Source organism: Gilliamella sp. Pra-s52 (assembly GCF_009795805.1).
Taxonomy (GTDB): Bacteria; Pseudomonadota; Gammaproteobacteria; order Enterobacterales; family Orbaceae; genus Gilliamella.
Map to the genome: position 1 here is coordinate 116,358 of NZ_WTEY01000004.1, position 12,365 is coordinate 128,722.

Consider the following 12,365-nt stretch of genomic DNA (forward strand, 5'->3'; position numbering starts at 1 on the left):
GGGGCAACTTGTAGATTGGCGTTTTACAACCTGAACAAACATAAAAAATCAAAAATGATAGGTAAATTGGCGTTACTAAAGGAGAACACATGGTAAACGTCAATTTATTAGATCATTTAATTAGTGATAATACCGACCCAAGAAAAGCCGCCAGATCGCTGTATTGGGCTGGGTATCGCATTAGCCGTATTTCTGAACTATTGAATGAAAATATTAATACCATTCATAGCTGGAAACGGCGTGATAAGTGGGATGAATCATCCGTATTGGATAGGGTTAACGGCGTTCTTGAAGCGCAATTAATCCATCTTGTTATTAAGCCAAATAAGGAAGGTAAAGATTTTAAAGAGATTGATTTACTTAGCCGTCAGCTAGAACGTACGGCCAGAATTGAAAAATATCAAAATGGCGGTAATGAGGTCGATTTAAACCCTAATATTGCCAACCGTAATGCCAAACCGAAGCAAAAGCCTAAAACTAATCTTTTAACTGATGAACAGATCGAAAAAATTAACGAACTATTTAATGATGGCTTATATGAGCATCAAAAAGTTTGGTACCGAGCTGGTATACAAAATCGCATTAGAAACATAAATAAATCACGCCAAATTGGGGCAACTATGTTTTTTGCACAGGAAGGGGCGGTTGATGCTGTGAATACTGGGCGTAATCAGATATTTTTATCCGCATCAAAATCACAAGCTTTTCAATTTCGGCAATATATTATTGATTTTTTCCACGGTATCGATATGGATCTGAAAGGGGAAGTTATCCACTTTCCTCATAATGATGCTCGCCTTTACTTTTTAGGTACTAATTCGAAAACAGCACAAAGTTATCACGGTAATTTATATCTGGATGAATATTTTTGGATTAATAAATTTTTAGAACTGCGTAAAGTTGCTTCGGGTATGTCGAGCCAAAAACGTTGGCGACAAACCTACTTTTCAACGCCTTCTAGTATTAATCACGAAGCGTATAAATTCTGGACTGGCGAGCTATTCAATAAGGGACGTAGAAAAGAGCAACGTATTAACGTTGATATTTCTCATCAAGCTTTAAAAAATGGCAAATTATGTGCTGATGGACAATGGCGGCAGATTGTCACCATTGAAGATGCGGAAAAACTTGGCTTTGATTTATTCGATATTAATCAACTAAAACTAGAATATAGCCCCGATGAGTTCGCTAATTTATTTTTATGTAATTTTATTGATGATTCATCATCAGTTTTTCCGCTATCGAGTTTACAACCGTGTATGGTCGATTCTTGGGATATTTGGGATGATTATAAGCCATTTGCATTGCGTCCATTAGGTGAACGGCCTGTCTGGATCGGCTATGACCCGTCACACACTGGGGATAGTGCGGGTTGTGCAGTTGTTTCACCGCCAATGGTTGAAGGTGGCAAGTTTAGGGTTATTGAAAAGCATCAATGGACGGGTATGGATTTTGCCTCACAAGCCGACGCTATTCGAAAAATGACTGAACGCTATAACGTTACCTACATTGGTATTGATGCTACTGGGTTAGGCGAGGGTGTTTATCAACTAGTTAAGCAATTTTATCCCGCCGTAGTGGCATTTAAATATTCAATTGAAATTAAACAAAGACTAATTTTGAAAATGCAAGATGTGATCAGACGTCAGCGTTTAGAGTTTGATGCAGGTTGGACAGACTTAGCCCAATCATTTATGGCAATTCGAAAAACATTAACGGCCAGCCAGCGTTATGTAACGTATGTCGCTGATCGTAATGACGAGGTATCACATGCCGATATTGCATGGGCAACCATGCACGCAATTTATAACGAGCCGCTAGAAAGCATTGGCGGAGCAAACAGCAACAGCGGATTTATGGGAGTATTTTAGTCATGACAGAATTAACACAACAAAACGAAAAAGTAGAGTGTTTTACATTTGGCGATCGTGAGCCTTTAGCCGATGCCAAAGACTTATTAAGTTATTTACAATGCACATCGTGCGGTAATTGGTATGAACCGCCAGTTAATTTTGATACGCTGGCTAATACCTTTAGTTCATCGTCATATCATAGCAGCCCGATTTATGTAAAACGAAATATCTTAACTAGTACATTTATTCCACATAAATATTTATCACGTCAGGCATTTGAGCGAATCGCTAATGATTTTTTAATATTGGGCAACTGCTATTTAGAAAAACGAACAAATATGCTAAAGCAAACCGAGGGGCTAAAACCAACACTGGCGAAATACACACGGCGAGGTGTTGAAGAAAACGAATATTGGTATATTGATAAATATTGGGAAGAGCATAAATTTAAAAAAGGTTCGGTTTGGCATATGCTAGCACCGGATATAAACCAAGAAATTTACGGATTACCCGAATATTTAGCCGCCATTAATTCGGTTTGGCTTGATAACTCGGCTACCGTATTCCGTCAACGTTATTATAAAAATGGTTCGCATGCTGGGTTTATTTTATATTTGTCTAACCCATCACATAACGAAAAAGATATTGAAGAATTAAAGAAAGCATTACAAAGCAGTCGCGGACCAGGAAACTTCCGTAATTTGCTCATGTACTCACCAAACGGTAAGCCAGATGGATTAAAACTAATACCCGTTGGAGAAGTGGCCGCTAAAGATAATTTTGCAGACATTAAGTCAGTAAGCCAAGATGATATCTTAACTGCACACCGAGTGCCGCCATCATTAATGGGCATAACACCAAAAAACACAGGTGGATTTGGTGATCCAGAAAAAGCCTCTAAAGTATTTGCTCGTAATGAAATCAAACCGTTGCAAGATAGATTTTTACAGCTAAATGATTGGATGGGCGAGGAGGTTGTTAAATTTAATCCTTATAGTCTTGAATAACAATCACAAAACCAAAGCCCGAATGGGCTTTTTTATTACCTTCCATTCAAATTCTTTCTATAACGCTCATGTTGACACTTTTTTATTTATTGTGTGGTGATTAGTCCTTTACTCATTTTATCTATCAGTATGCTTGATTTTTAATATAATTGGGCATTTTGATGATGATTGAAAAGGTTATAGATAAAATTGCGCCGTTGAAACCCCACGCCACCCTCGCACTAAAAGTGTGGAAAATTGTGCAAAGTTGCAAATATCAAAAAAGAAGCCCTAGCATAAGGGTTTTAGTGATCCGCGATCCTTTTTAGATCTTGCGTTTTCGTGCAGTGTAGGCGTGCAATAAAAATACATTTAAACCACATTATATGCTGATGAGGGAATTTTTTTCTTTACTAAATTGTTATACATTATATAAACTTATTAATCATCAATAAATTAGGATTCTTTATGAAAACATTACGACTTGTTTTAGCTTGGCTTTTTGGTGTGCTTTTTATTTTATTAGGAATTGCAAATTTAACTCAAACCCCTTTGATAGGAATAGTAGCGCTATTAGTAGGTATATCACTATTACCGATAACTTATCAAATCATTTATAAAAATACACAAAAAGAGGTAAGCTCTAAGAAAAAAGCGATAATAACCACAGTATTAATTGTTGTTTGGTTTATTATTTGTGGTATAGAAGGAGGCAAAGAAAGAGAGGAACAAGAAAAAACCTTTATTTCAGAATTTAATTTAAATAAAAAAGAAATTGTTTCACAAATCAACCAATTGATAATAGAGAAAAAATATGATGAAGCGGTATCATTAGCTGATAAATATCACTCAGCTAAAGATCAAACGGTCTTAGAACTAGCAGATCAAGCTAGATTAGAGTTACTAAAGCTTAAAAATCAGCAAAAAATTGATGATTTATTAAATAAACTTAAAGATGTTCCTGAAACTGAATTAGAAAAACAGATTGAATTATATGACGAGCTGTTAACCGTTGACCCAGAAAACTCAGAATATAAAACCCAAAATGCTAAATTGCAAAAAGAATTAGAACGGCAAAAACTGATTAATTCCCAATTTAGTTCTTGGGATGGTTCCCATAGAAATCTTGAAAAATATATAAAATCAAAAATGAATGATCCTGATTCATTCAAACATGTTGAAACCAAATATATTGATAATGGAAGTGATAATCTAATTATCATCACTTCATTTAGAGGGAAAAATGCTTTTGGTGGTGTTATTGTTAATACGGTAACAGCTACTGTTGATTTAGATGGAAATATAACAAGTATTATCAGTTGGAAATAAATAAGGGGGGCTATAGCCCCTTTTTTAATAATATTTCATGCAACAAACATAAGCCGATTTTTATATCATTGTTTGATAATTCAGCATCAATCATCAGTCTATTAATAAGTTCCGCTTGCTCCAGTTTGACGTTTTTTAAAGTATCACCATCCATTTTTAAACCTTAATACGCTGTATATAATAACAGTGTGTTGGAATCATTTTTTTGATCAAAGATATAATTTATAACTTATTGATAAGTTTAAAAATAATATATCAAAGTAATGCTACCCATGATTGATATAATTAGAGATTGTTTTTTGTGATACCCCCAATATCATGGCTATATCTTTTTGTGTGTGTCCCTTTTTATATAATTGCTTAGCATTTTTCTTTCTATCTTCTATTGTATTTCCACTGTAGTGGGTAAATTTCATAATGGACAATGTTCCCACCTCTGATTTCATTGTATAAGATTCTCCATTAAAGTTTTTCCCTGAAATCTCTATACCATCTTCCGTCTTACTTATAGAACCAGTTTCAAGCCCAAAGTTCTGGAATAAATTTAAGGCATATTTTGTCATTTGATCTTGTAATGGTTGTTTTTTAGATTTTGCTATTACTTTTGATTCAACTTTTTTATTCATAAGTTATAATCCTATTAATTTTTTTAAATTGAGCACGAAAAGCTGTTGTATACCCATGTACTAGAAGTTACTATAATTACTAGTAACTTCTAGTAACTCCTAGTGCATGGGATTTTAGATTACTTAATATTGTATGTCAATTCTTTTTTAAATCTATATGAATCTAATGATCAAACGTATACCTCTCCTAAAACATCTTTACAAAATCAGCACAGTAATACGCTGGCTATTTTTATTTTGAACGTTCTAGCACATCACTTAGTAAATCCGCAATACAGCAAATTATAACCATAAAATCGGTGGGGGTTGAATGTGCGTTGATGCAATTACGGGCGATTGTTTCGGCTTGTTCGATTTTTGCAAAATTATTTAGATTGATGATAACGTTTTCTGATGTATCGACTGGTGTAATTTGTTTTGATATTTTCATAATATTATATCCGTTGATAATGTTTAAACTATCACCACCAAATCTGCGAAAATATGGAGGTGAACTAAGCAAGGTTCGCAGTACCGCTCAACGAAACGGCGAGTCTTTCGACTCCCTCACTTAGCCCACCATAGAAAAGACATGACTAAGCTTTACGCATAAAAATACCGCTGACGCGGTTTATACGCCGTTGAACTAACAAGCTGCGAAACTTGACGTTAGATTTTGCTAACGTATTTTTACTATATATCGATTTTAGTTTTATTGTCAACATGTGTATTTATCTTGATTTATCCAAACGGTATACAATCCTGAATGTTTTTTACAAAGTTTAGCTTTGTTTTTATAAATATCGGCTTAACTCCATAAGTTTATTTATTTCTTGTTTAAACTCGTCTGCGCTTTTAAATCTTTCATCAGCATTTAATGCTGTTGCTTTTTTGATAATTTTATCTGCAATACTATTACTATCGCCATTTATTGAGTTCAAATATTTAAATACTTTTCCAACTGAATAAATATCTGTCTGTGCATTTGCTATATAACCTTGTCTTGATTCTGGTGAATAAAATTGGTTATAACATGAATAACATCGATGTAGTGGAATAGCCCAAGAGCTTGGCTCTGATAGCTTTACTTCATTTTCTGAAACGAATATGTTGTGAGGACTGATATTTTGATGAAAAAGACCATATTCATGGCAATGAATTAAAGCAGATAATACGCAATAAATAATCCTGTAACGCTCAAGCATTGGAATATATTTAAGCGTTCTTTCTTCTAATGAAATACAATCAAAATAATCAACATCTAGCGCTATATAATCAAAGCCGATCACATCAGTAAATACATTTATTTCATTTATAGTTAGAATGTTAGTATGTTGACTGATTTCTTTTATTCTGAAATGCTTCATATCATCAAGTATTTTTTGAGTTGTAATGTTTGGAGTATCTGCAAAATAAAAAAATCTAACTATTTTACTTTTTTTAGATTTGCGATCATATGTAAAAAAAGTTACATCGTCGCCACCTCTTGAAAGTTCATTTCTTACTATATAACGCCTTAATAATGTGTTTTTAAATCTTCTCAAATACTCTCTTGCATCTCTATTTTTCATCATTACACCTTTTTATAGTTGACTAAAATATTCGGATTTTTGAGCCAATCACTAAATTTAATATTTTTCTTTTCTAAGTATTTAAAAATTTCATCTAATAGGTCACCAGATTTTTTTGGTTTTGAATTATCTTTTTTCACCAATAATGTAGGTTTATCGGCAATTTTAGTTTTAGGTGCTGTTACCATGATTTCATCCAATATTTTTAAATATTCCATATTTTTATCATTTTCTTCAGGATCCGATGTTTTTATTAATAATTTTTCTCGGTCTTTATTTATCGCAACTTTTACTTTTCCACGGTTTTTTAATAACCTACAATCACTAGAAGAATAATATGGCAAATTTAGATAAACTAGATAATTGTCTAATATTTTTACACATAAGTTTTCGTTAAAACTAATCAATTTACCTGCTAGCAAACTGTCAATATGGTAATTTCTAAATTTTATTTGATGTTTTTTTAGCTCATTTATCACTTTTTGACGTCGATCGTCCTGCGGTGATTTTTTAACCTCCGTACAGTTATTGACAGAACTCCGAGCGTCGCTATCGCTCCTATTTTTAGAGACGATCGCCCACTTGATCAGACGTGTACAAATAAAAGAGGCCATGCCAACAATCGGCGAAAATACGCCTTTTATTTTTTTAACTTCTTCCTCGAATTGATTTTGTGTTTCTTCGTAAGAAACTCTGACACGTAAGTCTTTACGCTGCACCATAGCACCGCCTTGTAACTGAGTGTAAGCAGCCCAATCGCCGGCATCTGCTGCCGCTAGTACTGGGTCGATTGCAGGGCTTTCGACTTTTTGACTGCCAAGTCTACGAAGTTCACGCCAAACCGTGACAGGTGCGCCACCGATTTGCTGGAATTGACGAATACCCCAACGACTAGCCCAAGCAGTCACATTTTTTGCCATTTCTTTTAGATTTTGCCCAGTTTCGTCATCGACTTCGTTATCAAGTTGATAACCGTCGATATTTTTAGAAATATATTTAGCAATGTAACCCGTTGCCGAGCCTTTCTCTTTTTCGATATTTTCAAACTTAAAGCGAGCGTACTGCGCACCTTGTTCTCCGCCGTCTTCTTCTAGTGCATAAGCTTGCATAATTTTATAAACCTGCTGTTTGTGTTCTGGTAGCATAAAAACTAAAATATGCCAATGCGGCGTGCCGTCATGATGCGGTTCGGCAACTCTAAACCCAAAAATTTTTATACGCTCCCTGTTCAGTTTTGCCCGGATTTTTGCCCATACGCTACATAAATAACGCTGCGTGTCTCGTGGTGTGCCGCCGTTCCAGTTTTTGACAAATCCGCCTTTAGCGTGTACTGAGTGATATTTTGACGGCGCAGTCAATGTTATAAATGCCCCCTCATAGCCATACTCGTCGGCGATATCCTCAAATCCACGCATACGGACCATAAGCTCACAACGGCGGATTGCAGGGTTAGCATTGGATTTATCGACCTGTAAAACAAGTTCAAATTGCTCGCCTGTTTCAGTATTTTCTATACATTGATTTTTGAGCCATTCCCGATTTTTCCTTTTTTGCTCTTTCCATTCACCCACGCACGTGCGACTTGCATAAGGGCTTGCGTGCTTTTGTACTTGTCCGGCAGCAATAGCCAAATGCTCACGTTGAAAACCCCATTTCCGCTTTAATCTGCTTTGCCACCATTTATCATCTGATAATTTAGCTAGCGCGATAACAATTTGCTGTTCACTGATTTCACCTTTTTTATAATCAGCAAAGTAGGGCGCTGTAATTTTTAACGGCTTGAGCTGCTCTAATGCAAATTTATAGATAGCTAATTCATGAGCGTTATTGCTCAACTTAAATTCATCAGTTTCTAAAAACTTGATAATGAGATTGTGCATATAGCCGGCAATCTTCCCGCCAAGTTCTTCAACGTCGATTTTGTCTAAAGTTGGTAATATCGACAGCTGTTTATAGAATTCTTGTACAATCAGGCTTTTCCCGGCATTTTCGATTGCGTATTGCTGCTGCACTTCGGTGCAACGAGTTAGCCCACAAGTGCGTAAATAGGTGTTAGCAACTTTTGAACCCTTTTCTTGATATAGCGTTAGATATTTTCTAGCGAAGTATCTACCAATAAACAAGGGAGAATCACTAAAATACGGGTGAAAATAATCATATTCATGTGGTATCTGCTCCCAAAGTGGACGCTCAATAATAGTCAATTCTTTGGGTGGTCTGCGACCTGTGGCGTATTGTGATTTTGGCTGAATGTGTTTTGTTGGTAAAAACTTGCCGACTGTATCGTAAAAATCACGCATACAAGAAAGCAGGGCATATTTAACCCTGTGATTTAATGTTGGTAGGTTTTGCGTGATTATGGTCATGTTATTCTTGTGCTGGGGTTAATGACTATCTTTGACAAGACTAAGCATTACATAGCCTTTCTGTAGATATTTTTCATCTTCTAATATGTGAGAAATGTATCGACGAATTTTGCGGCATGTATAATTGCCATTAGCAAACTCATGTAAACACAGCGCATCACCGACGTTATAATTACGATCGTTGATACGTAATTCTGCTGTTTTTCTTCCTGCTAAAATTGCCTCAAAATGTTCTGTTTGAATTTTTAAGTTATGCAGTTTCATTATTTAACCTCTAAATCTAAATCATATCCGGCGTTAACACGCCAATAATCTCTTTTGCAGGTTGTCGATTACCGTTAGCGGCAACTGACCGAGTGGCGTCGATTTCGTAGATTTCGAAATCACTAAAAATACCTCTTACTATTGTGTTGTTACTGTTTGATACGATTGCAGTTGCTCCACGCCTGACAGCATGAACCAGCAAATCACGCAATAACTTCGTGACTGGGTAATTGAACTTATGGGGAGTGTAGCCAGTAAAAATATCGTTTTTAGTGCCCGAAATGTACGGCGGATCGCAATAAATAACGTCGCCTGCTTCGGCCATTTCTATCGCTGCCCTAAAGTCTGCCGCCATTAATGTAACTGGGACGGAAATCAGCTTGTTGCTGAATTCGATTAGTTCAGCCTTGGGAAAGTAAACCTTTTTATATTTGCCATGTGGCACGTTAAACTCACCTTTTTGGTTATAACGGCAAACACCGTTAAAGCAATGGCGATTTAAATAGATAAACTCAGCGGCACGTTCTAACGTAAAGGGTTGCGTTATGTTGCAATTAAAGCGGCAACGAACTTCATAAAAATCGATGTCACTATCAAATAGTGATTGAGCGGTATTTACTAATTTGACTAAATCATCACGTAACCAACGATAAACGTTAATTAAATCACGGTTTTTATCAGCTAATATATAGCTACTATAATTTGTATTGATAAACACATTACCCGCCCCGACAAACGGCTCTATTAGCCGCATGCCGTCTGGCAAGTGAGGTAATAATTGAGGAATAAGCCGACCTTTACCGCCGACCCATTTTAAAAAGGACTTTTCTACACACATTTTTTGAGCCTTAAAAGATTTGGGGCTGATTGCCCCTTTTGTTTAATTGAAATATGTTATTTGCTATATTCCGTGTTTGTGGTTTGCTTCTTCTTTCTGCTGACAACAAACACACAAACTACAACCCGGCACGGCGTCACGCCGTGCCTCAGGTATTGGCTCGCCACATTCGTGGCAATAAAGCGAAGACACTCCACTGTAAACCTTTGCACTTGCATTTTTCACAGCCGCGGCGGCAATTGTTTCAATGTGTGCTTGTGCGATATCTGCTAGATCTGCCATTTAAATATCGTTCCTGTGTTGTGCTTTCATTGCTTCGGCTTCTTGCTCTAACAGCTCTGCCGATTCGGTCGGTGTTAAGTAGTTGGTGCGGATATGTGTAGCTAGTCGTTCCAGTTTTGCCGTAAATACGTCACAGAGTCCGCTTTTTGTTTCTTCTTTTGCCTGATTTAAAGCTTGCAATAACGCATCGCCTTTAAGTGTTGTCATCTCCATTTTTGCCACCTGTATTTAGTTTCTTCTTTAAAATCTTCTTCTTCACATAATGCGAATGCATCAATAATTGCTTGCAATCGACGTAAACCTTTCTTTAGATCGTCGACTTCTTTATCTGTCAGATTGTCATATTGCATTTGCCAAGCATGAGTAAATTGACTATCTGGGTTATAAATTTCCGTTGTGCGCAATTCGATGCCCGACGCACTCAGCAATAAACGTTTTTGCCCGGGCTTTAAATTGTTAAAAGCCGAACGGGCCAAACTGCGTTTACCGCTTAATATTTGGTGAAATTCACGCAAAAAACTGCGCGGTTCAATAGTTTGATTATTTTGCATTGTGTTCATGTAACCTCCTGCAATGGCTAGGATTGAGTGCGCCTAGCCTCGCACTTCTTTTTTGTTCCCCAACAAAAAAAGAACCTGTTATAATCAAATACCCCAACAAAAAAGAGGACTTAAGTATGGAAAAAGATAATGCTGATAAATTTGCAGTTGAATTAACCAAAGCCTTACTTGCTAGCGATCATGTTGCAGTTATTACAAGTAATGCAAAAGTAAAAGCTGCCGAGGATATCGCTGTATTTGTTAAGACTCTTTCTGCGGTTCTTCAATCTGATTATGAAGTGAATTAATATGTTCAATCGCTTCAACTAGCCAAGCCGCAATGACAGGCGGAGGATTTTGTAAATTCTCCGCACTCTTCAAAACGGCATTTTTTATACGGACTAAATCATAGGTTGATAAATTCATGTTTATTTTGCCCCTTCTTTATTAACTTGATTAATCTGCAATTAACTTCTTATGCAACTTAATTACTTGCCCGTTTGATTTTTCGATATAACCTTTCGGATTGTGTCTATTAATCTTGATATAAATTAAAGCCGACTGATTAGCTGATTTTGGGCTTAAATAGATTGCGTGGCTCATTATTCCGCTCCCTCAATGTTGACTACTAGATTACCCTTGTAACCAGCTGCGCCCTCTAACGTTAAGGCGACCATGTTAATTAATGGGGTTTCACGGCTAGCCGTTCCTGCGTTGCTTTTCTTCTTACGTATAGGAAGTTCACCACGTCGGATTTTGTTCTTAACAGTTGCCACGGGCATTTTTGCCAAATCGGCGAATTGCTGAGCCGTGACAAATGGGGTTGGGATAGCTATTGCAATTTGAATCGTCATAAGGCATTATTCCTTAATTAATGTTTATTAGTGTTTATTAGTGTGTTTTGATTACTATTTGCTAATGTTTGTATATTACATATTAGCAAATAGTAATGTCAACATTATTTTTTGCTAATATTTTTTAAGGGCAGAAAAATGTTTTTTGATGATGAATGTAAAAATGTGATTTCAAGAATTGTGAAAAGCTACGGGCTAAACACGATCAAAGCATTAGGCGATAGATGGGGTATTAGTGCTGGTGTTATGGCTAGCAGGGTGCAAAGAAATACTTTCCCTTACGATTATGTTTTAAGGTGTGCTTTAGAAACAGGAGCAAATCCGCATTGGCTTTGCACTGGCGAGGGTGACCCAAATGTCGACGGCATCAAAACAGAAAAAAAATCAATTGAACTATCAAGCGAAGCATTAGAAAAACTAGAACGAATTGCAGCACTAAAAAACAGTGGTGCTATTACTGATGATGAGTATCAGTTATTGAAGAGTAGTATTTTTAAGAACTAAAAAAATGATTAAGTTTGATAATAGTAGAAACGTAATAAACAGAATTCTTTCTGCATATAAATTAAAAACTGTTAAATCACTAGCAGATAGATGGGATATTACGGCCAGCGTTATAGGTAGTAGGGTTCAAAGAAATACGTTTCCCTCTGATTTTGTAATTAAATGCATATTAGATACCGGTGCAGATCTTAACTGGCTTTGCACGGGCGAGGGTGAGCCAAACATCGACGGTATCAAAACAGAAAAAAAATCAATTGAACTATCAAGCGAAGCATTAGAAAAACTAGAACGAATTGCCGCACTAAAAAGCAGCGGTGCTATTACTGATGATGAGTATCAGTTATTGAAGGGGAGTATTTTTAAGGTTGGTTAAA

18 protein-coding genes are annotated in these 12,365 nt (G+C 36.2%); 6 read left to right on the forward strand and 12 right to left on the reverse strand.

Features of this window, described 5'->3' with window-relative positions; genetic code table 11:
* Positions 1–89: 89 nt before the first annotated feature.
* The 3 genes from GQ594_RS05130 to GQ594_RS05140 all read left to right on the forward strand — a co-directional run bounded on the left by GQ594_RS05130 (position 90) and on the right by GQ594_RS05140 (position 4,168).
* Positions 90–1,871 (forward strand): terminase large subunit domain-containing protein, encoded by a 1,782-nt coding sequence (locus GQ594_RS05130; RefSeq protein ID WP_160411555.1) that lies wholly within the window; start codon positions 90–92, stop codon positions 1,869–1,871.
* A 2-nt stretch (positions 1,872–1,873) separates the two neighbouring features.
* Entirely contained in the window at positions 1,874–2,860 is a 987-nt protein-coding gene (locus GQ594_RS05135; RefSeq protein WP_160411556.1) for a phage portal protein, read from the forward strand.
* A gap of 447 nt (positions 2,861–3,307) precedes the next feature.
* Complete coding sequence (locus GQ594_RS05140) at positions 3,308–4,168, forward strand: hypothetical protein (RefSeq protein ID WP_160411557.1); 861 nt, start codon at positions 3,308–3,310, stop codon at positions 4,166–4,168.
* 10 nt (positions 4,169–4,178) lie between these two features.
* On the opposite strand, the gene GQ594_RS05145 is transcribed toward GQ594_RS05140, so the two are convergent.
* From GQ594_RS05145 to GQ594_RS05190, 10 genes are all read right to left on the reverse strand, one after another.
* On the reverse strand, positions 4,179–4,322 hold the full coding sequence (locus GQ594_RS05145) for a hypothetical protein (protein ID WP_160411558.1): 144 nt from the start codon (positions 4,320–4,322) through the stop codon (positions 4,179–4,181).
* A 112-nt stretch (positions 4,323–4,434) separates the two neighbouring features.
* Entirely contained in the window at positions 4,435–4,794 is a 360-nt protein-coding gene (locus GQ594_RS05150; protein ID WP_160411559.1) for a terminase gpP N-terminus-related DNA-binding protein, read from the reverse strand.
* A 232-nt stretch (positions 4,795–5,026) separates the two neighbouring features.
* On the reverse strand, positions 5,027–5,224 hold the full coding sequence (locus GQ594_RS05155; RefSeq protein WP_160411560.1) for a hypothetical protein: 198 nt from the start codon (positions 5,222–5,224) through the stop codon (positions 5,027–5,029).
* Between the two features lie 343 nt (positions 5,225–5,567).
* The gene (locus GQ594_RS05160; protein WP_160411561.1) at positions 5,568–6,344 is read right to left on the reverse strand and encodes a protein kinase domain-containing protein; all 777 of its coding nucleotides are present in this window, start codon (positions 6,342–6,344) and stop codon (positions 5,568–5,570) included.
* Positions 6,345–6,346: 2 nt separating this feature from the next.
* On the reverse strand, positions 6,347–8,710 hold the full coding sequence (locus GQ594_RS05165; RefSeq protein ID WP_160411562.1) for a replication endonuclease: 2,364 nt from the start codon (positions 8,708–8,710) through the stop codon (positions 6,347–6,349).
* Positions 8,711–8,728: 18 nt separating this feature from the next.
* Positions 8,729–8,974: a DUF3850 domain-containing protein gene (locus tag GQ594_RS05170; protein ID WP_160411563.1), complete on the reverse strand. Its 246-nt coding sequence runs from the start codon at positions 8,972–8,974 to the stop codon at positions 8,729–8,731.
* 16 nt (positions 8,975–8,990) lie between these two features.
* Positions 8,991–9,812: a DNA adenine methylase gene (locus GQ594_RS05175; RefSeq protein ID WP_160411564.1), complete on the reverse strand. Its 822-nt coding sequence runs from the start codon at positions 9,810–9,812 to the stop codon at positions 8,991–8,993.
* A gap of 63 nt (positions 9,813–9,875) precedes the next feature.
* Positions 9,876–10,094: a TraR/DksA C4-type zinc finger protein gene (locus GQ594_RS05180; RefSeq protein WP_160411565.1), complete on the reverse strand. Its 219-nt coding sequence runs from the start codon at positions 10,092–10,094 to the stop codon at positions 9,876–9,878.
* On the reverse strand, positions 10,095–10,307 hold the full coding sequence (locus tag GQ594_RS05185) for a DUF2732 family protein (RefSeq protein ID WP_160411566.1): 213 nt from the start codon (positions 10,305–10,307) through the stop codon (positions 10,095–10,097). It lies immediately after the preceding gene.
* Complete coding sequence (locus GQ594_RS05190; protein ID WP_160411567.1) at positions 10,298–10,654, reverse strand: hypothetical protein; 357 nt, start codon at positions 10,652–10,654, stop codon at positions 10,298–10,300. The genes GQ594_RS05185 and GQ594_RS05190 overlap by 10 nt, the downstream gene beginning before the upstream one ends.
* Positions 10,655–10,770: 116 nt before the next feature.
* Between GQ594_RS05190 and GQ594_RS05195 the strand changes: the two genes are divergently transcribed.
* The gene (locus tag GQ594_RS05195; protein ID WP_160411568.1) at positions 10,771–10,941 is read left to right on the forward strand and encodes a hypothetical protein; all 171 of its coding nucleotides are present in this window, start codon (positions 10,771–10,773) and stop codon (positions 10,939–10,941) included.
* Positions 10,942–11,089: 148 nt separating this feature from the next.
* On the opposite strand, the gene GQ594_RS05200 is transcribed toward GQ594_RS05195, so the two are convergent.
* Positions 11,090–11,236 (reverse strand): hypothetical protein, encoded by a 147-nt coding sequence (locus GQ594_RS05200; RefSeq protein ID WP_160411569.1) that lies wholly within the window; start codon positions 11,234–11,236, stop codon positions 11,090–11,092.
* Positions 11,236–11,409, reverse strand: a complete 174-nt coding sequence (locus GQ594_RS12020) for a hypothetical protein (protein WP_202112463.1) — start codon at positions 11,407–11,409, stop codon at positions 11,236–11,238. Before GQ594_RS12020 ends, GQ594_RS05200 begins: the two co-directional genes overlap by 1 nt.
* Positions 11,410–11,625: 216 nt before the next feature.
* Between GQ594_RS12020 and GQ594_RS05210 the strand changes: the two genes are divergently transcribed.
* On the forward strand, positions 11,626–11,991 hold the full coding sequence (locus GQ594_RS05210) for a helix-turn-helix transcriptional regulator (protein ID WP_160411570.1): 366 nt from the start codon (positions 11,626–11,628) through the stop codon (positions 11,989–11,991).
* Between the two features lie 4 nt (positions 11,992–11,995).
* Entirely contained in the window at positions 11,996–12,364 is a 369-nt protein-coding gene (locus tag GQ594_RS05215; protein ID WP_160411571.1) for a helix-turn-helix transcriptional regulator, read from the forward strand.
* Position 12,365 lies beyond the last annotated feature (1 nt).